The sequence below is a fragment of the Pseudomonas sp. M2 genome (assembly GCF_015751845.1).
GTDB classification, from domain to species: Bacteria; Pseudomonadota; Gammaproteobacteria; order Pseudomonadales; family Pseudomonadaceae; genus Aquipseudomonas; species Aquipseudomonas putida_E.
In genome coordinates this window covers 3,244,002-3,267,377 of sequence record NZ_JADOUD010000001.1, presented here as the reverse complement: position 1 = coordinate 3,267,377, position 23,376 = coordinate 3,244,002, and the positions used below count along the sequence as shown (strand labels likewise).

General features: G+C 63.6%; 22 protein-coding genes and 1 tRNA gene. 13 read left to right on the top strand and 10 right to left on the bottom strand.

The window, feature by feature from the left end:
- Positions 1 to 6 precede the first annotated feature (6 nt).
- The 6 genes from IWW33_RS15160 (at position 7) to sulP (ending at position 5,565) form a co-directional block, all read left to right on the top strand.
- Positions 7 to 81 (top strand) — tRNA-Gln (locus IWW33_RS15160).
- Between the two features lie 48 nt (positions 82 to 129).
- Positions 130 to 1,071 (top strand): ribose-phosphate pyrophosphokinase, encoded by a 942-nt coding sequence (locus IWW33_RS15155; protein WP_003247410.1) that lies wholly within the window; start codon positions 130 to 132, stop codon positions 1,069 to 1,071.
- A 118-nt stretch (positions 1,072 to 1,189) separates the two neighbouring features.
- On the top strand, positions 1,190 to 1,786 hold the full coding sequence (locus IWW33_RS15150) for a 50S ribosomal protein L25/general stress protein Ctc (protein ID WP_012316267.1): 597 nt from the start codon (positions 1,190 to 1,192) through the stop codon (positions 1,784 to 1,786).
- 76 nt (positions 1,787 to 1,862) lie between these two features.
- Positions 1,863 to 2,447, top strand: coding sequence for an aminoacyl-tRNA hydrolase (pth, locus tag IWW33_RS15145; protein ID WP_008099045.1), 585 nt, complete (start codon positions 1,863 to 1,865; stop codon positions 2,445 to 2,447).
- A gap of 22 nt (positions 2,448 to 2,469) precedes the next feature.
- Complete coding sequence (ychF, locus tag IWW33_RS15140; protein WP_046784567.1) at positions 2,470 to 3,570, top strand: redox-regulated ATPase YchF; 1,101 nt, start codon at positions 2,470 to 2,472, stop codon at positions 3,568 to 3,570.
- Between the two features lie 273 nt (positions 3,571 to 3,843).
- On the top strand, positions 3,844 to 5,565 hold the full coding sequence (gene sulP / locus IWW33_RS15135; protein WP_119687775.1) for a sulfate permease: 1,722 nt from the start codon (positions 3,844 to 3,846) through the stop codon (positions 5,563 to 5,565).
- Positions 5,566 to 5,569: 4 nt separating this feature from the next.
- On the opposite strand, the gene IWW33_RS15130 is transcribed toward sulP, so the two are convergent.
- The 7 genes from IWW33_RS15130 to ycaC are packed head-to-tail and all read right to left on the bottom strand — an operon-like array spanning position 5,570 to position 13,041.
- Entirely contained in the window at positions 5,570 to 6,580 is a 1,011-nt protein-coding gene (locus IWW33_RS15130) for a DUF2955 domain-containing protein (RefSeq protein ID WP_174141591.1), read from the bottom strand.
- Positions 6,570 to 7,655 carry an HlyD family secretion protein gene (locus tag IWW33_RS15125; protein ID WP_046784570.1) on the bottom strand — a complete coding sequence of 362 codons (1,086 nt, stop codon included), beginning with the start codon at positions 7,653 to 7,655 and terminating at the stop codon, positions 6,570 to 6,572. The genes IWW33_RS15130 and IWW33_RS15125 overlap by 11 nt, the downstream gene beginning before the upstream one ends.
- Positions 7,655 to 9,166: a TolC family protein gene (locus IWW33_RS15120; RefSeq protein WP_174141592.1), complete on the bottom strand. Its 1,512-nt coding sequence runs from the start codon at positions 9,164 to 9,166 to the stop codon at positions 7,655 to 7,657. Before IWW33_RS15120 ends, IWW33_RS15125 begins: the two co-directional genes overlap by 1 nt.
- A gap of 13 nt (positions 9,167 to 9,179) precedes the next feature.
- Positions 9,180 to 10,277: an AI-2E family transporter gene (locus tag IWW33_RS15115; RefSeq protein WP_115273855.1), complete on the bottom strand. Its 1,098-nt coding sequence runs from the start codon at positions 10,275 to 10,277 to the stop codon at positions 9,180 to 9,182.
- Between the two features lie 40 nt (positions 10,278 to 10,317).
- On the bottom strand, positions 10,318 to 11,514 hold the full coding sequence (locus IWW33_RS15110; RefSeq protein WP_046784573.1) for a monovalent cation:proton antiporter-2 (CPA2) family protein: 1,197 nt from the start codon (positions 11,512 to 11,514) through the stop codon (positions 10,318 to 10,320).
- A 36-nt stretch (positions 11,515 to 11,550) separates the two neighbouring features.
- On the bottom strand, positions 11,551 to 12,369 hold the full coding sequence (gene ppk2 / locus IWW33_RS15105) for a polyphosphate kinase 2 (protein WP_115273854.1): 819 nt from the start codon (positions 12,367 to 12,369) through the stop codon (positions 11,551 to 11,553).
- A 51-nt stretch (positions 12,370 to 12,420) separates the two neighbouring features.
- Positions 12,421 to 13,041, bottom strand: coding sequence for an isochorismate family cysteine hydrolase YcaC (ycaC, locus tag IWW33_RS15100; RefSeq protein ID WP_046784574.1), 621 nt, complete (start codon positions 13,039 to 13,041; stop codon positions 12,421 to 12,423).
- Positions 13,042 to 13,242: 201 nt separating this feature from the next.
- Here ycaC and IWW33_RS15095 point away from each other — a divergent pair, with 201 nt between their 5' ends.
- From IWW33_RS15095 to IWW33_RS15075, 5 genes are all read left to right on the top strand, one after another.
- On the top strand, positions 13,243 to 13,638 hold the full coding sequence (locus IWW33_RS15095; RefSeq protein ID WP_046784575.1) for a hypothetical protein: 396 nt from the start codon (positions 13,243 to 13,245) through the stop codon (positions 13,636 to 13,638).
- The gene (locus IWW33_RS26665; protein ID WP_231386162.1) at positions 13,635 to 13,781 is read left to right on the top strand and encodes an RES domain-containing protein; all 147 of its coding nucleotides are present in this window, start codon (positions 13,635 to 13,637) and stop codon (positions 13,779 to 13,781) included. The genes IWW33_RS15095 and IWW33_RS26665 overlap by 4 nt, the downstream gene beginning before the upstream one ends.
- A 268-nt stretch (positions 13,782 to 14,049) precedes the next feature.
- Complete coding sequence (locus IWW33_RS15085) at positions 14,050 to 14,439, top strand: nuclear transport factor 2 family protein (protein WP_039601730.1); 390 nt, start codon at positions 14,050 to 14,052, stop codon at positions 14,437 to 14,439.
- 93 nt (positions 14,440 to 14,532) lie between these two features.
- Positions 14,533 to 16,035: a cytosine permease gene (locus IWW33_RS15080; RefSeq protein ID WP_115273852.1), complete on the top strand. Its 1,503-nt coding sequence runs from the start codon at positions 14,533 to 14,535 to the stop codon at positions 16,033 to 16,035.
- Positions 16,036 to 16,048: 13 nt separating this feature from the next.
- Positions 16,049 to 17,479, top strand: a complete 1,431-nt coding sequence (locus IWW33_RS15075) for an aldehyde dehydrogenase family protein (RefSeq protein WP_119687782.1) — start codon at positions 16,049 to 16,051, stop codon at positions 17,477 to 17,479.
- Positions 17,480 to 17,537: 58 nt separating this feature from the next.
- Here IWW33_RS15075 and IWW33_RS15070 read toward each other — a convergent pair whose 3' ends face one another.
- From IWW33_RS15070 to IWW33_RS15060, 3 genes are read right to left on the bottom strand one after another with little or no spacing between them, the layout of a single operon-like run.
- The gene (locus tag IWW33_RS15070; RefSeq protein ID WP_174141593.1) at positions 17,538 to 19,937 is read right to left on the bottom strand and encodes a DUF3772 domain-containing protein; all 2,400 of its coding nucleotides are present in this window, start codon (positions 19,935 to 19,937) and stop codon (positions 17,538 to 17,540) included.
- A gap of 56 nt (positions 19,938 to 19,993) precedes the next feature.
- Positions 19,994 to 21,046, bottom strand: coding sequence for a bifunctional DNA-binding transcriptional regulator/O6-methylguanine-DNA methyltransferase Ada (gene ada / locus IWW33_RS15065; protein ID WP_119687783.1), 1,053 nt, complete (start codon positions 21,044 to 21,046; stop codon positions 19,994 to 19,996).
- 30 nt (positions 21,047 to 21,076) lie between these two features.
- A complete protein-coding gene (locus tag IWW33_RS15060) occupies positions 21,077 to 21,703 on the bottom strand; it encodes a DNA-3-methyladenine glycosylase (protein ID WP_119687784.1) in 627 nt (208 codons plus the stop codon).
- Positions 21,704 to 21,872: 169 nt separating this feature from the next.
- On the opposite strand from IWW33_RS15060, the gene IWW33_RS15055 reads away from it, so the two are divergent.
- Together IWW33_RS15055 and IWW33_RS15050 are read left to right on the top strand one after the other, a co-directional pair.
- Entirely contained in the window at positions 21,873 to 22,388 is a 516-nt protein-coding gene (locus IWW33_RS15055) for a sigma-70 family RNA polymerase sigma factor (protein ID WP_046784582.1), read from the top strand.
- Positions 22,375 to 23,331, top strand: coding sequence for a FecR domain-containing protein (locus tag IWW33_RS15050; protein ID WP_115273847.1), 957 nt, complete (start codon positions 22,375 to 22,377; stop codon positions 23,329 to 23,331). Before IWW33_RS15055 ends, IWW33_RS15050 begins: the two co-directional genes overlap by 14 nt.
- Positions 23,332 to 23,376: the final 45 nt, after the last annotated feature.

The following is a 23,376-nucleotide window of genomic DNA, read 5'->3' as shown; positions in this document are numbered from 1 at the left end:
AGATACAGGGGCGTCGCCAAGCGGTAAGGCAGCAGGTTTTGATCCTGCCATGCGTTGGTTCGAATCCAGCCGCCCCTGCCATTTTCCTTATACTCATCCAGGTATACCCTCAGCCTCCAGGTACTGCGCGTGTCCAAGATGATGGTCTTTACGGGGAACGCTAACCCCGATCTGGCTCGGCGTGTCGTACGTCAGCTGCATATCCCTCTCGGTGACGTCTCTGTCGGTAAATTCTCCGACGGTGAGATCAGCACTGAGATCAATGAAAATGTCCGCGGTAAAGACGTCTTCATTATTCAGCCGACCTGTGCCCCGACCAACGATAACCTGATGGAACTGGTAGTGATGGCCGACGCCTTCCGCCGCTCCTCAGCATCCCGAATCACCGCCGTGATTCCTTACTTCGGATACGCCCGCCAGGACCGCCGTCCGCGTTCGGCACGTGTAGCCATCAGCGCCAAAGTCGTCGCTGACATGCTCACTGTCGTGGGTATCGACCGTGTTCTCACCGTCGACCTGCACGCTGACCAGATCCAGGGTTTCTTCGATATCCCGGTCGACAACATCTACGGTTCGCCCGTACTGGTCGACGATATCGAAGACCAGCGTTTCGAGAACCTGATGATCGTCTCCCCGGACATCGGTGGTGTCGTGCGCGCACGTGCCGTCGCCAAGTCCCTGGGTGTCGACCTGGGTATCATCGACAAACGCCGTGAAAAGGCCAACCACTCCGAAGTGATGCACATCATCGGCGACGTCGAAGGGCGCACTTGCATCCTGGTAGACGACATGGTCGATACCGCCGGCACCCTGTGCCATGCGGCCAAGGCACTGAAAGAACACGGCGCGGCCAAGGTTTATGCCTACTGCACGCACCCTGTCCTCTCGGGCCGTGCGATCGAGAACATCGAGAAGTCGGTACTGGACGAGCTGGTGGTGACCAACACCGTTCCGCTGTCCGCCGCTGCTCAAGCCTGTGACCGTATCCGCCAGCTGGATATCGCACCGGTAGTCGCTGAAGCGGTGCGCCGCATCAGCAATGAAGAATCGATCAGTGCGATGTTCCGCTAAGCGGAATACGTGTTGATATGAAGCGCCCCGCCCCAGCATGTGTTGGGGCGGGGCTTTTTTGCCATCCCCGTTGGCGCTGGTCGCAAACGCCCTCGGGGGGCTATTTTGGAGAAACAAAATGACTGATTTCACTCTGAACGCCCAAGTGCGTAGTGACCTGGGGAAAGGTGCGAGCCGCCGCCTGCGTCACTCGCTGAACATCCCGGCCGTTGTATACGGTGGCGATAAAGAAGCTCAATCCCTGACCATCGTGGCCAAGGAAATTGCCAAGCTGTTCGAAAACGAAGCTGCCTTCAGCCACGTTATCGAGCTGAACGTCGACGGCGCCAAGCAGAACGTCGTAGTCAAGGCCATGCAGCGCCACCCGGCCAAAGGCTTCATCATGCACGCCGACTTCGTTCGCGTCGTTGCTGGCCAGAAGCTGACCGCTGTTGTTCCAGTGCACTTCATCAACGAAGAAGCCCCGGTCAAGAAAGGCGGCGAGATCTCGCACGTTGAATCGCAGATCGAAGTTTCCTGCGAAGCCAAAGACCTGCCTGAGTTCATCGAAGTCGACCTGGGCAACGCTGAAATCGGCACCATCATCCACCTGTCGGACCTGAAAGCTCCGAAAGGCGTAGAGTTCGTCGCTCTGGCCCACGGTGATGACAAAGCTGTTGCCAACGTTCACGCGCCACGCGTTGCTCCAGAAGCTGAAGAAGGCGCCGCTGAGTAATCCACTCGCGCGCCGGTGTTGATCGGGTTACAGTGCCGCGCACCGTAACCCACCAACTCCAAGGAAGAGCCCCTACGTGACCGCCATCCAGTTGATCGTCGGCCTGGGTAACCCCGGCCCCGAATACGAACAGACCCGGCATAACGCAGGGGCTCTTTTCGTTGAACGCATTGCCAGCGCCCAGCGCGTCTCCTTGACCGCTGACCGCAAGTATTTCGGCCTGACGGCTAAATTCAGCCATCAGGGCAACGACGTTCGTCTGCTCATCCCCACCACCTACATGAACCGTAGCGGCCAGTCCGTGGCGGCTTTGGCCAATTTCTTCCGCATCAAGCCGGAAGCGATCCTGGTGGCGCATGACGAACTCGACCTGCCTCCAGGCGTCGCCAAGCTCAAGCGCGGCGGTGGCCATGGTGGGCACAACGGCCTGCGCGATATCATCGCGCAGCTCGGCAACCAGAACGACTTCCACCGCCTGCGGCTTGGCATCGGCCACCCGGGTGACGCCAAACTGGTCTCCAACTTCGTCCTGGGCCGCGCGCCGCGCGCCGAGCAGGAGAAGCTCGACGCCAGCATCGATTTTGCCCTCGGCGTGCTGCCGGACGTGCTTGCCGGCGACTTCGCCAAGGCAATGCGCGAGCTGCACAGCCAGAAGGCCTGATTTCCTAGAGAGGGGAATACCCATGGGTTTCAATTGCGGCATCGTCGGCCTGCCCAACGTCGGCAAGTCCACCCTGTTCAACGCCCTGACCAAGTCTGGCATCGCGGCGGAGAACTTCCCTTTCTGCACCATCGAGCCGAACAGCGGTATCGTGCCGATGCCCGACGCGCGCCTGGCTGCGCTGGCGGAAATCGTCAAGCCTAATCGCATCCTGCCGACCACCATGGAGTTCGTCGACATCGCCGGCCTGGTGGCCGGTGCCTCCAAAGGTGAAGGCCTGGGCAACAAGTTCCTCGCCAACATCCGCGAGACCGACGCCATCGCCCACGTGGTGCGCTGCTTCGAAGACGAAAACGTGATCCACGTTTCCAACAGCGTCGACCCCAAGCGCGACATCGAGATCATCGACCTGGAGCTGATCTTCGCTGACCTGGACAGCTGCGAGAAGCAACTGCAGAAGGTCACCCGCAACGCCAAGGGCGGCGACAAGGAAGCCCTGGCGCAAAAGGCAATCCTGGAAAAGCTGATCCCGCACTTCACCGAAGGCAAGCCGGCACGCAGCCTGATGAAGAACATGGCCGACGACGAGAAAGCCGTCATCCGTGGCTTCCACCTGCTGACCAGCAAGCCGGTGATGTACATCGCCAACGTGGCTGAAGACGGCTTCGACAACAACCCGCACCTGGACGTGGTCAAGGCCATCGCCGAAGAAGAAGGCGCAGTTGTGGTGCCAGTGTGCAACAAGATCGAAGCCGAGATCGCCGAACTGGACGACGGTGAAGAGAAGGACATGTTCCTCGAGGCCCTGGGCCTGGAAGAGCCTGGCCTGAATCGCGTGATCCGCGCCGGTTACGAGCTGCTCAACCTGCAGACCTACTTCACTGCCGGCGTGCAGGAAGTGCGTGCCTGGACCGTCCGCATCGGCGCCACCGCGCCTCAGGCGGCCGGTGTGATCCACACCGACTTCGAAAAAGGCTTCATCCGCGCTGAAGTGGTGGCCTATGACGACTTCATCCAGTTCAAGGGTGAAGGCGGTGCCAAGGAAGCCGGTAAGTGGCGCCTGGAAGGCAAGGACTACATTGTCAAAGACGGCGATGTCATGCACTTCCGCTTCAACGTCTGAGTTGTAAGCACGGGCTTGATACAGGCCGAGTAAAAAACCCTTGAAGCCTCGCGGCTCAAGGGTTTTTTTTGGTGTTCACAGGGCTTTGCTGATACGCCTGGGCGAGTGTCTGGATTGCTGAGGCCTGCGCAGGACAATTCCCAAGCTATCTTGAATTGAAGCATTCGGTTTCAAGTTGGTAATTGGCTTACATCTGGGGGCTGCGCAGTGGCGCCCATTCGGGCCAGCCCACTAAAAGCACTTTCATGCGACCTCCGCCCAGGAGCCACCACCATGCATGAAACACCGCCCCGCCCCGGCTTCGACTGGCAACGCTGGCTCCCTGGGCTGGCCACCCTGATGCACTACCAGCTCGCCTGGCTGCCCAAGGACATCGCTGCCGGGCTGGTGCTCACCACCATGCTGGTGCCCGTGGGCATCGCCTATGCCGAAGCCTCCGGTGTACCCGGCATCTACGGTTTGTATGCGACCATCATTCCATTGCTGGCCTACGCCTTGTTCGGCCCCAGCCGAATCCTGGTGCTCGGCCCGGACTCGGCGCTGGCCGCGCCGATCCTCGCCGTGGTGGTGCAGTACGCCGCCAGCGACCCACAGCGAGCCATTGCCGTCGCCAGCCTGATGGCCCTGGTGGCCGGCGCCTTCTGCGTGATCGCCGGCCTGCTGCGCCTGGGCTTCATCACCGAGTTGTTGTCCAAGCCTATCCGCTATGGCTACATGAACGGCATCGCGCTCACCGTGCTGATCAGCCAGTTGCCCAAGCTGTTCGGCCTATCGATCGACAGCCAGGGCCCCCTGCGCGACCTGTGGTACTTGGCGAAGACCTTGATCGCCGGCCAGGGGCACTGGCCCAGCTTTGCAGTCGGCGGCGCCAGCCTGGCGTTGATCCTGCTGCTCAAGCCCTACAAGCGCCTACCGGGCATCCTCATCGCCGTGGTGCTCGCCACCCTGGCGGTAAGCCTGTTAGACCTCGACCAGATGGGCGTGAAAGTACTCGGTGAACTACCCCAGGGCTTGCCCAGCTTCGTCTTTCCCTGGGTGACCGACATCGACCTGGTCGAGGTACTGCTGGGTGGTATCGCCGTGGCGCTGGTGTCGTTCGCCGATACCAGCGTGCTGTCACGCACCTACGCGGCGCGCCTGAAAACACCGGTCAACCCGAACCAGGAAATGTTCGGCCTGGGCGTGGCCAACCTGGCCTCCGGGCTGTTCCAGGGCATCCCGATCAGCAGCAGCTCGTCGCGTACTCCGGTGGCCGAGGCGGCCGGCTCAAAGACCCAGCTTACCGGCATCATCGGTGCGGTGGCTGTGACAATCCTGTTGTTGGTCGCGCCCAACCTCCTGCAACACCTGCCCAACAGCGCACTGGCCGCAGTGGTGATCGCGGCGGCACTGGGGCTGTTCGAGTTTGCCGACCTCAAGCGCATCTTTCGCATGCAGCAATGGGAGTTCTGGCTGTCGTTCACCTGCTTCGTGGGGGTTGCGGTGTTCGGCGCCATCCCCGGCATCTGCATTGCCGTGGCGATTTCGGTGATCGAGTTCCTGTGGGATGGCTGGCGGCCGCATCATGCGGTGCTCGGGCGGGTGGACGGCACCCGCGGCTACCATGACGTGCAGCGTTATCCACAGGCTCGCAGAGTACCGGGGCTGGTACTGCTGCGCTGGGATGCGCCGCTGTTCTTCGCCAATGCCGAGCAGTTTCAGGCCACGGTGCTGGCGGCGGTGGATGAGTCGCCCACCCCCGTGCAGCGGTTGGTGATCGCAGCGGAACCGGTGACCAGCATCGATATCACTTCGGCGGACATGCTGGCCGAACTCGACCGGGCGCTGGAGGCCCGGGGAGTCGAGTTGCAGTTCGCCGAGATGAAGGACCCGGTGAAAGACAAGATGAAACGGTTCGAATTGTTCCAGCACATGGGCGAGACGGCGTTTCACCCCACTGTCGGTGCTGCGGTGGATGCTTATCTGCAGGACACCGGGGTGGACTGGAAACCATGAGCCGCTAAACGGCCCTGAGCCGACGCCGGTCGAGCCATATCAGCAGGGCACTGGCATACAGCGACACGGCCAGAAACAACGCCATGCGCACCGCAAACGCCCGGTAGACGTCCTGGCCGGCTGCACTGTCCTGCACTGACTGCCCCAGCAGGATAAGCAGCGTGGTCAGGCAACTCACCCAGTACGCCGGGCTGTGCCGCGTGCTTACCACGCGGTAGAGCCTGCGCCCCTGCCACAGCGTGAACAGCAGCACCCACAGGAAAAACATCCACACGTGCACGAACACGCTCAATGCCGCCCACATGAGCATCGCCAACACCCCCGCCAGCACCGTCGAGCCTATCAGCTCACGGCTGGCATGCCGGGCCCGGGTCTCGCCAGCCTGCTGCCCAAGGCTCACCGCCTTCATGATAAGCGGCATGAACGCGTCGGGCGCGATCAGCGCCAGCAGGAACGCCGGCATGACGATCAGCGTGGCACGCAAGGCTATCCAGCCGACATCGGCGCGATCGGGCAATGGCGGCGCAGGTTGCGCAGGCGCATCCGCAGGTTCTGGAACCAGCACATGGGCCAACGCCGTCCCCAGCACCGCCAGCAGCATGCCCTTGGCCATCGCCTCGACCACCATGAGCGCCAGGGTGAAATCGCTGGTACCGGCAGCGGCGATCATGGTCAGGCCAACCACCAACAGGTTGGCCAGCAGGCCGTTGCCACCCTTGAGCGCATAGCGCAACACCAGAAATACCCCCACACCGACCAGCAACACGCCACTCACCGGCGCATGGCGCAACAGGGGTATCAGCAAAAGGCCGCTGCCACAGCTGAGCAACACCAGTATCGCCAACATCGGTGCGGCCTTGATCGGCAACGGCTCGCTGCGCATGGCCAACAACAGCACTGCGAACACCGGCGCAAGTATGGGCACCGGCAGGCCCAGGCCAAAACTCGCCACCAGGCATAGCGCCACGCCCAAGGCCAGGCGCAGCGCGCGCAGGCGTCGCAGCTCAATAGGCATAGGACAGCCAGCTCATCAGCCACATGAACACACGCCCCAGAAGGTTCAAAGGGTTACCTTCGCCGGGCAGGGCCATGACTTCGGCCTGACCGCCCACACGCAGCCCGGACCTGTCTGCAAGTTGGTCTCGGTCGAGCTCGACGATCACCGGGAAGCGCTGCGCCGAGCGTAGCCATTCGCGGCTGTTCTGTACGGTCGGCAAGGCGCCCGGCGGCGTACCCTGCCCCACACTCACGCCATAGCCGATGCTGCGGATATGCCCTTGCAATACCTTACCGGGCATGGCGTCCAGCACCACCAGCACCGGTGTACCAGGGCGCAGACGACCGAGGTTGTTCTCGGTCATGTCGGCGCTTATCCACACGTCGTGGATGGCGATCAGGGTCATCATCGCACTGCCGGCGGGAACATAGTGGCCCACGTCAGTGCGCAGGTCAGTGATCAGCCCATTGGCATCGGCGCGCACCACGGTGCGGGCCAGGTCCAGGCGGGCCTTTTCGACATTGGCCGCCGCACTGCGCAATTGCGCGTTGTCCGCCTCCACCCCGCCTTGCTGCTCCCGCGCCCGTTCGACTTCCGCACGGGCTGCCGCCACCTGGCTGATGGCCTGGTCGCGGGTCGCCTGCGCCCCTTCAAGGCGACGGACAGACACTGTACCTGGGTCTTCTTCGATCAGCCGTTTGAGCCGCTCGGCATCCTGGCGGGCCTTGCGCTCGTTGGCCTGGGCCGCCACCAAGGCGGCCTTGGCCGAGTCGATGCCGGCGGTATTGGCGCCGATCTGCCGGCGTACCGTATCCAGATCTGCCTGGGCGCGGGTCAAGGCAATGCGGTACTGCTCCTGATCCAGCTCGAACAGCACATCACCCTGGCGCACTTGCTGGTTGTTGCCCACCGCCACGCGCTTGACCTGCCCGGCAACTTCAGCGGCCACGGGCACCACATAGGCTTGCAGACGAGCCTGCTGGGTGTAAGGCGTGAACCGGTCGGCAAGCAGGTACCAGACCAGGCTCACGATGATCAGCACCAACACCCAGTGCATGGCGCGGTCAGGGGGCGTGTCCACGGCGTCACTCATCAGGGCTCACCTTGTTCAGGGTCGGCGGGGGCCGGCTCGTCCAGCAGGTCACCCCAATCGGTACGGTTTTCCATCTGCTGGCGGGTGGCCGGGTCAACGGGCTTGCGCTGGTTGTCCCAACCACCGCCCAGCGCTTTGTACAGCGTCACCAGGCTGCTCACTGCGTTGCCCCGGCTGACCAGGTAGCCGTCCTGCTGCTGCAACAGCAGTTGCTGGGCATCGAGCACGCGCTGGAAATCGGCAAAACCTTCCTGGTACTGGGCGCTGGCCAGGCTCAGCGAGCGCTGGGCGGCCTGCGAGGCCTCCTGGCGAATGCTGGCGCTCTGCAGCGAACGCACCAGGCCACTGGCGGCGTCATCGGCCTCACGCGCAGCTTCACGCACCCCTTGCTGGTACAGCTCGATCAACTGCTGCAGGCGCGCATCCTCGACACGCACGGCATTCTTGCGGCGGCCGTAGTCGAAGGGGCTCCATAGCAGGCTTGGCCCGGCAGCCAGGTCGAAGGTGTTGGGCAGTTGATTGGCCGATACGAAAGTCCAGCCGATGCTGCCCAGCAGGCTCAGCTGTGGATAAAGATCCGCGGTGGCCACCCCGACGAGTGCCGACTGCGCCGCCACGGCTTGCTCGGCGGCACGAATGTCGGGGCGCCGCTGCAGCAGGCTGGCGGGCACGTCCTGCAACACAGCCCGGTCCGGCAGTGGTAACTGGCCGTACCGCGCAGCCAGCTGCGGCAACGGCCCGGGCGGCCTGCCGAGCAATGCGCAGAGCACATTGCGCAAGGCATTGAGCTGGTTTTCGAACTCGGGAATCGTGGCCTGAGTTGCCAGATACTGGGTACGCGCCTGCTGCCAGTCGAGCTCGTCGTTCTCGCCGTGGCGGAACAGCCGCTCGGTAATTTGCAGGCTACGCGCCTGGCGCCTGGCGTTCTCCGTTGCTATCTGCAGCCGCGCCTCGGCGGTGCGCAGGGCAAAGTAGGTGTCGGCCACCTGCGCACGCATCAGCAGCATGGCGTCGGCGTAATTGGCCTGGGACGCGAAATAAGCGGCATCGGCGCTTTCGATGGCGCGGCTGAAACGCCCCCAGAAATCGATCTCCCACCCGATATCGAAACCCACGCTGGACTGCCAGAACACCGAATCGCGGGCGCTGTCGGTGCCGGACTGGTCCTGTTTGAGGTACAGGCTCTGCCCACGCAGTTGCTGCAACTGTGGATAACGCCCGGTCTGGACGATGGCCAACTGCGCCCTGGCCTCGGCGACGCGCAGGCCGGCCAGGCGCAGGCTGGTGTTATTGGCGTCGGCCTCGGCGATCAGTGCGTCCAAGGCCGGGTCGGCAAACACTGCCCACCACTGGCGCAGCTCCGGCTGCTCAGCCCTGCGCTGGGCCTGCTCGAGCAATGGCGTGCTCCAGCTGTCCAGCCATGGGTGCCGGGGCGTCTCATAGTCCGGGCCGACCTGGGTGCAACCGGCCAGCACCATCAGCAGGCTCAACCCACAGCAGCGCCTGGGCATGGCAGGCCTTGGCTCAGGCTGCCGGCGGCGCGGGTTGCTCCGGCACCTGCAAGGCCACCCATTGCCAGAACAGCACGTAGGTCACAGCGAGGATCACCGGGCCGAGGAACAGCCCGATGATGCCCTTGACCACCATGCCGCCCAGCGCACCGATCAACACCACCGGCATCGGCACATCCACCCCGCGGCCCAGCAACAAAGGTTTGAGCACGTTGTCGGCAAGCCCGGCGACGAAGGTGTAGACAGCGAACACGATAGTGACCACGGTGAAGCCCTCGACGTTGAGTACGTAGATGATCACCGGCAACGTGATCAACGTCGCCGGGGCCTGGGCGATGCCCAGCATGAGGATGAGAATGGCCAGCATGCCGGCACCTGGGACGCCTTTGATCACGAAGCCCACACCGATCAGCAGCATCTGGATGAAGGCGATGCCGATCACCCCTTGCGCCACTGCACGAATGGTCGCGGTGCACAACGTGGCAAGCGGCTTGCCCCGCTCTTGGCCAGAAATCCGCATGGCGATGCGCTGTGCTGCGATTTCGCCACGATCACCAAAAGCCATGATCACGCCGGAAATGATGATCGCGCCGACGAACAGCAGGAAGGCCCCGCCGGCACTGGCCGCCGCACCCAATGCCGTACGCCCGGCGCTCTTGAGCTGGGGCATCCATTGCGCAATCACATCGGCCAGGTTCTCGGAGGCTGACAGCCACAGCGCATGGACTTTCGGCCCGATCAGTGGCCAGTTGGCCACAGAGTCGGGCGGCACCGGCACGCTCCAGCTGTCGCTTCTGATCAGCGACACCAGGTGGTCCACCGATTCACCGATGGACATCACCACCAGGTAGATCGGTACCAGCAACACCACCAGCACCAGCAGCACCACCAGTGTCGCCGCATAGCCGTCCTTGAAACCTGAACCACGCTTGATGCGTTGGTACAGCGGATACAACGTCACCGCCAGGATCACCGACCACAGCATCAACTCCAGAAATGGCTGGAAAACCTGAAAGGCAAATAGCACCAGGGCAGCCACAAGGCCTGCCTTGATGAGCACATCGAGCAGGCCCCGTGACCGGGCGCTGTCCAGTTTGATACTCGGCTGCATGACTCATCTCCTCGTGCTCAGTGCGCCAGGCGGGCGCGATTCAGTGGTCCGTTCTGGGTGCAGGGTGCGAGGTATCGCGCTCAGGCAGCTGTCGCGCCAGGGCCATCATCACCAGCGGCACCACCGCCATCGAGAGGGTGATCGCGAGCACCAGCAGGTCGTGCACCTGTCGAGTCAGAACGTGATGTTCGAGCGCCATTTTGAATACGACGAACGCAAACTCGCCGCCCGATGCCAGCACCACCCCCAGGCACAGCGCCTGCGGGTGAGTGAGCCCACCCGCCAGCCGGCCCAACCCCCAGAGAAGCGGCAATTTGATGCCCACCAACAACAGCGTGAGCCCCAGCACGGCCAGGGGCATGCCGATCAGCAGACGCAAATCGGCGCTCATTCCCACCCCGACGAAAAACAACCCCAGCAACAGGCCCTTGAGCGGCTCGATCTGGGCTTCCAGTTCGTGGCGAAACGGTGACTCGGCCATCAGCACACCAGCAAGAAAGGCGCCCAGGGCCATGGATATGCCCACGTGCTCCATCACCCAGGCCGTGCCCAGCACCACCAGCAAGGCTGTGGCGGTCGACAGCTCCGGCAGGCCCGACCCGACTGTCCATTTGAACACCGGCGTCATCAGGTAACGGCCGCTGACGATCACCAGGCCAATGCCAAGGGATACCGCCAGTAGCGGCCAGGCGCGCTCATCGGCAGTGCTGACATCACCGCCAAGCAACGGCACCACGGCAATCAGCGGTATGGCGGCGATGTCCTGAAACAGCAGGATGGCCACGGCCAGGCGGCCGTGCGGTTTGCCCAGGTCCTTGCGTTCGGCCAGGACCTGCAGGCCGAACGCGGTGGACGACAGGGCAAGGCCCAGCCCCAGAACGATCGACGCCGGTTTCGACTGGCCGAACACAGCGTACGCCAGCAAGCCAAGCACCAAGGCAGTCAGCCCGACCTGCAGCGCCCCGACACCGAACAGTGCCCGCCGCATGGTCCACAAGCGCTGTGGTGATAGCTCCAGGCCAATCACGAACAGCAACATGACCACACCGATCTCTGAAATCCGTGCCACGTTGCCTGGGTTATCAAGCAGCCCCAATACCGAAGGGCCGATCAGGATGCCGGCCAGAAGATAGCCAGGCACCGCCCCCATCTTCAGACGCTGCGCCAGTGGCACCAGAAGCACCACGGCCAGCAGGAAGACCACTGTCGCCTGCAGCAGGCTGCCGTCATGTGGCATAGGTTCGTACCCTTGCGACCATGCGCAGTGAGGGAATCAGAAACGCTCTTCGACCACTTTGAAGGGATAGGCTACCGCTTTGTACTTGCCGATCTTGCCGCGTTTGGGCAGCTTCACCACCTTGTCGCCAGTGACGTCCTTGTAGGGAATGCGCGAAAGCAGATGGCTGATGATGTTCAGGCGAGCACGGCGTTTGTCGTCGGAATGGGCCAGGAACCACGGCGCCCACGATGAATCGGAAGCCGCGAACATTTCATCGCGGGCGAGGGTGTATTCGTCCCAGCGGGTGTAGGACTTGAGGTCCATGGGCGAAAGTTTCCACACCTTGCGGCCGTCATTGATGCGGTCCTGCAGGCGGCGGGTCTGCTCCTGGGCACTGACTTCGAGCCAGTACTTGATGAGGATGATCCCCGACTCGACCATCAGTTTCTCCAGCAAAGGCACCACCGCGAGGAACTTGCCGGCCTGCTCGTCGGTGCAAAAGCCCATCACCCGCTCAACGCCTGCGCGGTTGTACCAGCTGCGATCGAAGATCACTACCTCCCCCGCTGCCGGCAGGTGGTTGAGGTAGCGCTGGGCATACATCTGGGACTTTTCCCGTTCAGTCGGCGCCGGTAGCGCCACCACGCGGAACACCCGTGGGCTGACCCGCTCGGTGATGGCCTTGATGGTGCCGCCCTTGCCGGCACCATCACGGCCCTCGAACACGATGCACACCTTCAGGCCCTTGGCCACGACCCATTCCTGCAGCTTCACCAATTCCACATGCAGGGTTTTCAGCTGTTTGTCATAGGCCTTGCCGCCCAGCTTCTCGACAGGCGCCTGCAAGTCTTTCTTCCTGGACGGCTTGGCCATGACACGCTCCTTGGGGCGAATGAACAGTGAGTATGGTCGATCCCTGCCGTTTTACTTGGCCAACTTGCTGTAACTGGTCATCAGGTTGCGGTAATCGGGAATATGGTTGGAGAACAACGTGCCCAGGCCTTCAACATCATTGCGCCAATCACGGTGCAGCTCGCAGGCCACGCCGAACCAGGTCATCAGTTGCGCCCCGGCTGCCTCCATCCGCCGCCAGGCCGAATCACGGGTCAGCTCATTGAAGGTGCCGGAGGCATCGGTGACCACGAACACCTCGAAGCCCTCCTCCAGCGCCGACAACGCCGGGAAGGCCACACAGACTTCCGTGACCACCCCGGCGATCAGCAACTGCTTCTTGCCGGTGGCCTTCACCGCCTTGACGAAATCTTCGTTGTCCCAGGCGTTGATGTTGCCCGGCCGGGCGATGTAGGGGGCGTCGGGGAATTGCTCCTTGAGTTCGGGCACCAGCGGCCCGTTGGGGCCCGTTTCGAAACTGGTGGTGAGGATGGTGGGCAGCTTGAAGTACTCGGCCAGGTCGGCAAGCGCCAACACGTTGTTCTTGAAACGGTCAGGGTCGATATCCCGGACCAGCGACAACAGGCCGGTCTGGTGATCGACCAGCAGAACCGCGGCGTTGTTCTTGTCCAGACGCTTGTATTGGAAGGCCATGTCCGATCTCCTTGCTAACGTTGGGGTGGGAGTTTCAGCGTAGGCAAGGATGGGGGGTGAGTAAGACCGCCAGTCGGATCCAAGGCGGCGGTGCAGAACCGATGACAGCGCGGTCCCAGCCTGCGTGCAAAGATCTTGATTTATGCTCAAATTGTGCAAATATTGTGCTTGTGAGAAGCGAAACCCCTCAGGAGGTCAATCATGGCCAGCAATGCAGTATTGGAACTTCAACCCACAAGTTTCGAGGGGCTGATGGAAGCGCTTCGGGAAGTCAATCGGGTCATGTTCTCCCCTGAGCGGTTCCTGAAGGTGTTCTCGATGGACCAGCAGACATTCGCAACCCGCGCCCATGTCCATCGCAACACCGTGCGCAACGCCCCCGAGTCGGAGAAGATCCAGGCGTACATACGTGATGCCGTGCGGGTCTTGCGTGCTGTAACTGACATGGGCACGGACATGACCAAGGCCATTTTCTGGTTCAAGAACGAACCGCTGTCGACATTCGACTACAGAACGCCAGAAGAGGTTGTCAGCGACGGCCGAACTGAACAGTTGATCGCCTTCCTGCAGTCGTGGGAAGCCGGTTCTCAAGGATGAAAATCATCGCGTTGAAGAACCTGCCCTGCTACCGGCTGCACACACCGAAATGGGCAATAACACCCACATCCGGCACCGGCGCGGCTACCCAAGGTGGCCGCGCCAATCGCAAAGGGCTTGAGGCGCTTTACCTGTCCCTGTAGCCGGCCACTGCCGTGGCCGAGTTCCAGCAGGGTAGCCCGTTTTTACCGCCGGGATTGCTGGTGAGTTACTCATCGTTAATGACCCCAGAGGCGACTTGCCTCGCGACCAATCTTCCTGGAGTGATTCCTGAGTCAGGCTAAGCGCCTGGTTCATCGCACTTCACTTCACAAATTCCTGAACTAATTATTTCCCCCCAGCGATTTGTTCACCCGCCAACCCCCACCAGAATCGCTTCACCACAATCACAATAACCGTGAGGCCACTCCCGTGGACCAGACACTTCAGGTACGCCAGGCCGCCGCCGACCTTGTAGCCGCCTTCGCCAGCAACGACACCGCCCGCTACTTCGCCTGCTTCAGCGAAGACGCCACCTTTCTTTTCCACACCCTGGCGCAACCGCTGCTGTCGCGCGGCGCCTACGAAGACCTCTGGGCCCAATGGCAGGCCGAGGGTTTTGCCGTGCTCGGCTGCGTTTCGAGCAATGCGCAGGTGAGCCTGCAAGGTGATGTGGCGATCTTCATGCACGATGTTGCCACGCACATCCGCATCGCCGGCGAGCAGCACCAACTGGCCGAGCGCGAAACCATCGTGTTCCGCCGCCACGGCGAACGCTGGCTGGCCTGCCATGAGCACCTGTCGGTCGTCACCGTCGCCTGATTCACCTTTACGCGGCCCTGCCGCCCTGCCATCGCACCCACAAGAGGGCCCGCGCACCGCGCCGGCCTACAACAACCGCGCTGGAGCATCACCATGAGCCACTCGACCGGTATCGAGACCAATGGCGTCGAACAGATCCCTGACGATCAACGCGACGCCTCCCCGCTGGACCTGTTCCGCCTGATCTTCGGCGGTGCCAACACCTTTGCCACCGCCGTGCTGGGCAGCTTCCCGGTACTGTTCGGGCTGTCGTTCCAGGCCGGGGTCTGGGCGATCCTGCTCGGCGTCGGCGTGGGTGCGCTGATCCTTGCGCCCATGGGCTTGTTCGGCGCGCTCAACGGCACCAACAACGCGGTGTCGTCGGGCGCGCACTTCGGCGTGCATGGGCGCATCGTCGGCTCGTTCCTGTCGCTGCTCACCGCCGTGGCGTTCTTCTCGCTGTCGGTATGGAGTTCCGGCGATGCCCTGGTCGGCGGCGCCAAGCGCCTGGCCGGGCTGCCCGAAACCGACCTGACCCTGGGCCTGGCCTACGGCCTGTTCGCCATCCTGGTGCTGGTGGTGTGCATCTTCGGCTTCCGCTTCATGCTGTGGGTCAACAAGGTTGCCGTGTGGGCCTCGAGCCTGCTGTTCCTGCTGGGCATCTTCGCCTTTGCCGGCCCGTTCGATGCGGGCTACGCCGGGAGCGTCAACCTTGGCCAGGTCGGATTCTGGGCAGCCTTCGTCGGCGCGGCGATTCTGGCCATGAGCAACCCGGTATCGTTTGGCGCCTTCCTCGGCGACTGGTCGCGCTATATCCCGCGGCAAACGCCCAAGGCGCGCATCATGCTGGCGGTGATCGCCGCCCAGGCCGCCACGCTGATCCCGTTCCTGTTCGGCCTGTGCACCGCCACCCTGGTGGCCACCCACGCCGCGGACTACATCGCCGCCAACAATTACGTAGGTGGCCTGTTGGCGATTTCGCCTAGCTGGTTCTTCCTGCCGGTGTGCCTGATCGCGGTGATCGGTGGCATGTCCACCGGCACCACTGCGCTCTACGGCACCGGGCTGGACATGTCGAGCGTGTTCCCGCGGCTGCTCAGCCGCGCAGGCGCCACCGTGCTGATCGGGGTAATGGCTATTGCCTTCATCTTCATCGGCCGCTTCACCTTCAACCTGGTGCAGAGCGTTTCGACCTTCGCCGTGCTGATCATTACCTGCACCAGCCCGTGGATGGTGATCATGATTCTCGGCTTGATCACCCGCCGCGGCTTCTACCACGCCGACGACCTGCAAGTGTTCACCCGCGGCCAGCGCGGCGGTCACTACTGGTTCCTGCATGGCTGGAACTGGCGCGGCATGGGCGCGTGGGTCCCCAGCGCGGTGGTAGGCATGAGCTTCGTCAACCTGCCTGGGCAGTTCGTCGGCCCGCTGGGCGACCTGGCTGGCGGCATCGACGTGAGCCTGCCGGTAACCCTGGGCATGGCTGGTGTGCTGTACCTGCTGCTGCTCAACCTGTTCCCTGAACCTGCTGGCGTGTATGGCCCCAACGGCCCGCGCTGGGTGCGTTGCAAAAGCACCGCGCACACGCCGGTGCTGAAACCTGCCGAAATGGCCTGACTGGATAACGACCATGACCACTTCCCACTACATCGCTGGCCGCTGGGTCGAAGGCCAGGGCAGCGACTGCATCAGCGTCAATGACCCTGCATTGGGCCAACCTTTTGCCGAACTGATGGCCGCCAGCGTTGCCCAGGTCGACCAGGCCGTGGCGGCGGCGCGCAATGCCCTGCCCACTTGGAAGCAGGTCAGCGCCAACGAGCGTGCGGCGTACCTGCGCGGTTTTGCCGAGCAGCTTGGGCAACGCCGTGAAGCACTGATCAGCCTGCAAATGCGCAACAACGGCAAGCCTCGCCATGAGGCCGAAATCGACCTGGACGATGCCATAGCCACCTTCGCTTATTACGCCGACCTGGCCGAGCAACTGCCGGAAAGGAATCGCGAAGTGGCGTTGGCCGCACCGGGTTTTACCGCCCGCACCCGGCTGGAGCCGGTGGGTGTGGTCGGCCTGATCGTGCCGTGGAACTTCCCGTTGGTGACCAGCGCCTGGAAGCTCGCCCCGGCCTTGGCGGCAGGCTGCACCGTGGTGCTCAAGCCCTCGGAAGTCACCCCGCTGATCGAGCAGGCCTACGGCCAGATCGCCGATACCCTGGGCCTGCCTGCGGGCGTGCTGAACATTGTCAACGGCAAAGCCGAGACCGGCGCGGCACTGAGCAGCCATAGCGGCCTGGACAAGCTGTCGTTCACCGGCAGCAACAGCGTCGGCAGCCAGGTGATGCGCAGCGCATCGGCACAGTGCCGGCCCGTGACCCTGGAGTTGGGCGGCAAATCGGCGATCGTGGTGTTCGATGATTGCGATGTGGACCAGGCAGTGGAGTGGATCGTCGCAGGTATCACCTGGAACGCCGGGCAAATGTGCTCGGCCACCTCGCGCTTGCTGGTGCACGATGGCATTGCCGATGCGCTGCTGCCACGCCTGCAAGCGGCGCTGGAAACGCTGCGCGTCGGTAACCCACTGACTGAAGAAGTGGACATGGGCCCGCTGACCAGCCAGGCGCAATGGTTGAAAGTCGCCAGCTACTTTGCCACAGCCCGTGAAGAAGGCCTGCAGTGCCTGGCCGGTGGCAAGGCGCTGGACCGCGACGGCTGGTTTGTCAGCCCGACGCTGTATGCCGACGTCCCCGTGGACAGCCGCCTGTGGAATGAAGAAATCTTCGGGCCGGTGCTGTGCGCGCGTCGATTCTCGACCGAAGCACAGGCAATTACCGAGGCCAACGACAGCCGTTTCGGCCTTGTCGCCACCGTTTGCTCAGCGGACCTGGAGCGCGCCGAGCGGGTGGCCGATGCGCTGGAAGTCGGGCATGTGTGGATCAACTCGGTACAAGCGGTGTTCGTCGAAACGTCCTGGGGCGGCACCAAGGGTAGCGGGATCGGGCGGGAGCTCGGGCCTTGGGGGTTGTCGGGCTACCTGTCGGTCAAGCATGTGACGCGGTGCCTGGGCTGATTGCCCCAGGGGCCGCCAGGCGGCCCAATCGCCGGCGGCCGTCTTGCGCGCCAGGGTATTACGCCGGCTCGTCAGCCGGGCGCGCGCCCTCCTGCACCAGCACCATGCTCTGCGGTGAAGACAGGGGAATGCCCTCATCACGCAAGCGCCCCAGGATGGTGAACAGCAGGTCGCTGCGCGCCCCTGACACCTGCCGCGGCCCCGCCACATAGCCGCTGACACTGATCACCATGCCGCTGGCCGTCAGGTCCTTGAAGGTTACCGAAGCAGCCGGCGCGTCCAGGATCGCCTCATGCTCGTGAAAGGCAGTCAGCAGCAGGTCGCGCACCTGGTTGGCATCGGTCTCCAGCGGCAAGGTCAGGGTGATGCCCACCACGCCCAAGGCATTGCCCATGGTCACGTTGCGCACGTTCTGCGAGATGAACTGCGAGTTGGGCACGATCACCGTGGAGCGGTCGGACATCTGGATCTCGGTGGCGCGCACGTTGATCCGGCGAATGTCACCCTCGACGCCCGCCAGGCTCACCCAGTCGCCCACCTTGACCGGGCGCTCGGTGAGCAGGATCAGACCGGAAATGAAGTTCTGCACGATCTGCTGCAAGCCGAAACCGATACCCACCGACAGCGCACTGACCACCCAGGTCAGGCTGGTGAGGTTGATGCGCAGGGTCGACATCACCAGCATGGCCAGGAACAGGAAGCCCAGGTAACCGACCAGGGTTACCAGCGAGGCACGCATGCCGGCGTCCATGTCGGTTTCCGGCAGCAGGCGCTCGCTCAGCCAGCGCTTGAGCACACGGATACCGAGCATGCCGCCTAACAGCATCGCCACGGCCAGCAGGATGTCTTGCGGCACGATGTTCAGGTTGCCAAGCAACTTGCCACCGGTGCCGTCCCAATCGCCCAGGCTCAGCAGCAGCTCGCCGGGGCTGGTGCCCGACGGCATCAACGCCAGCATCACGGCCAGGAACAGCAGGACCGTGCGGCTGACACCGGTCAGGATGGTGCTGGCCTGGGCCTGATGGCGTGGTGCCAGGCCCAGCGACGACGCCAGCGCCAGGCCGCCGGGTTGACGCGGCGACAGCAGGGTTTCGCACAGATCAGCCAGGAAGGTGGTCAAAAGGTAGGCGCAGGTGGCGACCATGCTGATCCACAGCAGCTTGGCAGTGAGGAAGTAAGCCAGGGTGAGGTAGCCGGCCAGCAGCGTCAGCAAGATGAGCCCGACCCACACCACGATCACGAACGGGATCAGCCCTGCCAGGCCGGTCGGGCGCGCCAGCTCATGTTTGCGCAAGGTCCGGCGGTAACGTATGAGCGCCATTGAGAAGATGGCGGCCACCACCAGCGCGGTCAGGCCGTTGGTGGCGACAGTCAGCGCCAGGCTGGTGCCGATCACACTGTTGATGCGCTCGAAGGTCAGCATCACCATCAGTGCCAGGGCCAGCAACTTGGGGAACCAACCCAGAGCACTGGCCACTTCGTCGGGGATCGGCGGCAAACGCCAGGAAGGCCGTTGCAGCATCAACATGGCCCGGCCAAGGCCGGTGATGAAGGCACTGAACACCACGAGCATGAGGAAGTGGTTGGTCAGGCTGGCCATGTCCGAGCCCAGCATGGCACTGCTTTGAAGGCCCCAACGCAGCAGCGACACGGCGCCGGCGATAGTGCCCAGGGTGGCCAGGCTCACGCTCAGGGCCAGTGCGCTTCGGCGCAGGCGGCCTTCGGGCAGCCAGCGAATCATGGCGGCAGCGAGCAGGCGCTCAAGGACCAGGCGGACCAGTGTCCAGACCAGGATCGCGGCCACCAGGCTAGTGATGAAGAACCCGCGGTGCTCAGCGCTCAAGGCACTGGCGACGGCATCGGCCGCCTCGCCGCGCAAGTCACGCAGGCGCATCACATCGTCCTCGGTAGGACGGATCAGCGACTGCCAGAAAGCCGGGCTCAGCGGGGTGGCCGCCCGGCTGGTCACTTGCGAGTTGAACTGGCTACGGCGCAGGTTGACGATTTGCGTGGACAGGTCGCGCGCCGACTGAGTCAGCTTGGTGGCCTGATCCTGCTCGGCGAGCACGGACTTTTTCTGCGCCTCCAGCTCCTTGCGCTGCAAGGCCAGGGTCGCGGCTTCATCCTTCTGTACCGGGCCGATGACCTTGAGCTTGTCGTCGAGCTTCTGCACGTCAGCAGCGCGCAAGGTGCTCAACGCATCGGCCTGTCGCTGGACCTGCACGGTAGCCATGCGCAGTTGCGAGAGCAGGTCGTCGTTGGCGTTGCTGGTCACGCCCTGACGAATCTGGTCGAGCCTGTCGCTCAACTGCTCGATACTTGCGTTTTCATCCAGCACCGGCAGCTCGCTGGCAACCAGGTTGGCAACCGGCACGGAAGCCGACCAGGCCGGCGACGCAAGCGCCAGCATCAGGGCCATTACACCCAGGTAAAATCGGGCAAGGCAGACACGCCTCATCGAACGTTCCTCATCACAAGGCTATTTGGCGGTGGATTCTACGCGGCTTGCGGCCTTCAGGAGAGTGCCGTTTCTCGCTCCAACAGTTGCCGCTTGCGCTCCACCCCCCAGCGGTAGCCGCTGATGTCGCCGTCTCGGCGCACCACCCGATGGCAAGGAATCGCCACGGCGATACGGTTGGCCGCACAAGCCATGGCCACGGCACGCACGGCTTTGGGCGCGCCAATGCGCTCGGCAATCTCGGTATAGCTTACCCGGCCGCCCAGCGGGACTTCGCGCAGGGCTTGCCAGACCCGCTCCTGAAACGCGGTGCCCTGCACATCCAGAGGCAAGTCCAGGCCCAGGGCGGGCGCCTCGACGAAGCCCACCACCTGCGCCACCAGTCGTTCGTACTCGGCATCGCCGCCGATCAGGCGAGCGTTAGGGAATTGATCCTGCAATTGCTCGAGCAGCGCTTCAGGTGCATCACCCAACAGGATTGCGCAGATGCCTTTTTCGCTTTGCGCCACCAGGATCGCCCCCAGTGAACACTGCCCTACGGCGAAATGAATGGCCATACCCGCGCCACCGGCGCGGTACTGGCGCGGGCGCATGCCCAAGCGCTGATCGGCGCTTTCGTAGAAACGGCTATTGGAGTTGTAACCGGCATCAAAGATGGCATCGGTCACCGATGTTTTCCCCTCGCCCAGCCGCTCGCGCAGGCGCCGGGCGCGGAAGGCTGTGGCATAGGCCTTTGGCGTGAGGCCGGTTGCAGCCTTGAACAGGCGGTGCAAGTGGTACGGGCTGACCCCCAGTTGTGCCCCGAGCTGGCCGAGGCCGGGTGGATTGTCCGGGGTTTCGAGCAGGCGGCAGGCGCGGGCTACCAGTTCGCAGCGGCGAATGCTCGACGGCTTGGCCTGGCAGCGCCGGCAGGGACGATAGCCTGCGGCCTGCGCGGCGGCGGCATCGGTGAAGAATTCGACGTTCTCGCGTTTGGCCATGCGCGATTTGCAGCCGGGTTGGCAATAAATGCCGGTGGTGCGCACGGCGTAGACGAAATGGCCTGCTGCTGCCGCGTCGCGGGTGTAGACAGCTTGCCAGCGTTGTTCGTCAGTGGTGTAGGGGGTCATTGCGGTATGCCTCAACCAAGCTGATTCGTCTCAGGCCCGCCACAGATACCAGGCTGCCACCGTGCGGTGCGGACGCCACCCGGCGCCCAGCGACCGCATCTGCGCCGGCGTCGGCGCCTTGCCCAGCCCCTTGAGGCGACGATACCCCTCACGCACCGCAAAATCGTCCACCGGCAACACATCCGAGCGCTCCAGGCTATAGATCAGCAGCATCTCGACGGTCCAGCGGCCCACGCCGCGCAAGGCAACCAGGCGCTCGATCAAGGCCTCATCGCTCATGCCCAATGCCTCTTCCCGGCACGGCACCGCCCCGTCCAGCGCGGCCTGGGCAATCCCGTGGATTGTCGCCAGCTTGCTCGCGGAAAACCCACAGGTACGCATCGTTTCCGGCGCCACCTCAAGCAACTGCCTCGGCGCGGGAAACCCATCGTCAGGAAACAGCGCCAGCAATCGCCCCAGTATCGCTTCGGCCGCACGGGCATGCAGCTGCTGGTAGGCAATCGCCCGTACCAGCGCCTCATAGGGCTCGCGCCCCGGTGTCGCCCGGTGCAGGCACGGCCCGGTCACAGCAATGTGCCGCGCCCAGTCAGGGTCCAGCGCGGCCAGGTAATCGGTGGCTTCGCGATAGGCTTCAGGCGAGAGGTCGGCCAGGATCATCCATAGCTCCAGTGGGTTCAAGGCAGGACCAGCTTAGCCCAGCCACTGATCGTGGAAACGCCGAATCTTGCGCAGCTAATTCCGGGCAACCATTGCCCCGTGCCATCATCCATGCATAGAATTGAGAACTATTCACAGTCACGCATGCTTCCTGGGATCAGCCGCTACGATGCAGCTCAACGACACGCTCAAACCGGCCGAAGTCGCCCTGCTCTATCAGTCCCATCACGCTTGGCTACGTGGCTGGCTGCGCAGCCGGGTCGGCTGCCAGGAACACGCTGCAGACCTTGCGCAGGACACCTTCGTGCGCCTGCTGCGCGCGCGCCAGGTTTCGCCGATCAAAGAACCGCGGGCTTACCTGAGCAGCATCGCTCGCGGCCTGATGATCGACCAGTTCCGCCGTCGCGCCCTGGAGCGCGCCTACCAGGAAAGCCTGGCCCATGTACCCGAAGGCGAAGTGCCCAGCGAAGAACATCGCCTGGTGATTCTGGATGCCCTGGAGCGCCTTGACCGTGCCCTGCACCAGCTCAGGCCCCGCGCCCGCCAGGCCTTTTTGCTGGCCCAGCTCGATGGCCTGAGCATCGCGCAGATCGCCCTTCGCCTTGGCGTTTCGCGTGCCACCGTGGAACGCGACCTGGCCAAGGCCCTGGGCGTCTGCTACCGGTTGCGCTATGCCGAGCTCTGATCAAGTACCCGCGCAGGCCCAGGTCGACCAGGCCATCGAATGGCTGGTGAAGCTGCGCTTCGACACCCCAAGCCCGGCTACCGAACAGCAGTTCCAGCAATGGTTGGCCCACCACCCGCACAACGCCCAGGCCTGGCAGCGGGTGAGCACCCTCAGCGACGAACTGGCGGGGCTCCCCAGCGACCTTGGCCGGCGCACCCTCGATGGCCGCCAACGCCAGCGCATCAACCGCCGTGACCACCTCAAACTGCTGGCGGTGCTGGCGATCGGCGGCACCGCCGGTTGGGCCGCGCGCGAGCCGCTCGGCTTGGCCGCCCTGATGGCCGACAACAGCACCGGCACTGGCGAACGTCGCCGGTTGCAGGGTAGTGATGGCAGCCAGATCCAGCTCAACACGGCCAGCGCCATCGACCTGCACTACAGCGCCGAGCTGCGCGAACTGACCCTGCTGCGCGGCGAAGTCAGCCTGGCCAGCAACCCTGGCGACAACCGCCCGTTCCGCATCACCACCCGGGTCGGCGCCCTGGCTACCCAGGACGGCCAACTGCTGCTGCGCGAAAACGATCAGGGCCTGTTGCTGGCCGTGCGCCGCGGCAAAGTCACCTTGTTCCCGGCCTCCCCTTCACCACGCGTGGTGCAGGCGGGCGAGGTGTTGCAAGTATCGCCGCACGGGGCTCACGCGCTTGCCTCGTTGCATGGCGACCCGTGGGGCTGGACCGACGGTGTGCTCAGCGTGCAACAGATGCCACTGGGCGAGTTCTGCGCCGAACTGGCCCGTTACCGCCCGGGGCTGCTGCGCTGCGCTGGCGAGGTGGCCGCGCTGAAGGTATCCGGCACTTACCAGCTGAACGATACCGAGCAGATTCTGCAACTGCTCACCCGCAGCCTGCCGGTACGTGTCGATTACCGCACACGCTATTGGGTCAGCGTCGGGGCAGCCTGATCTTTTTTGAAAAAGAATGAGGTGGAATCTCATTCTCGTCCGGCC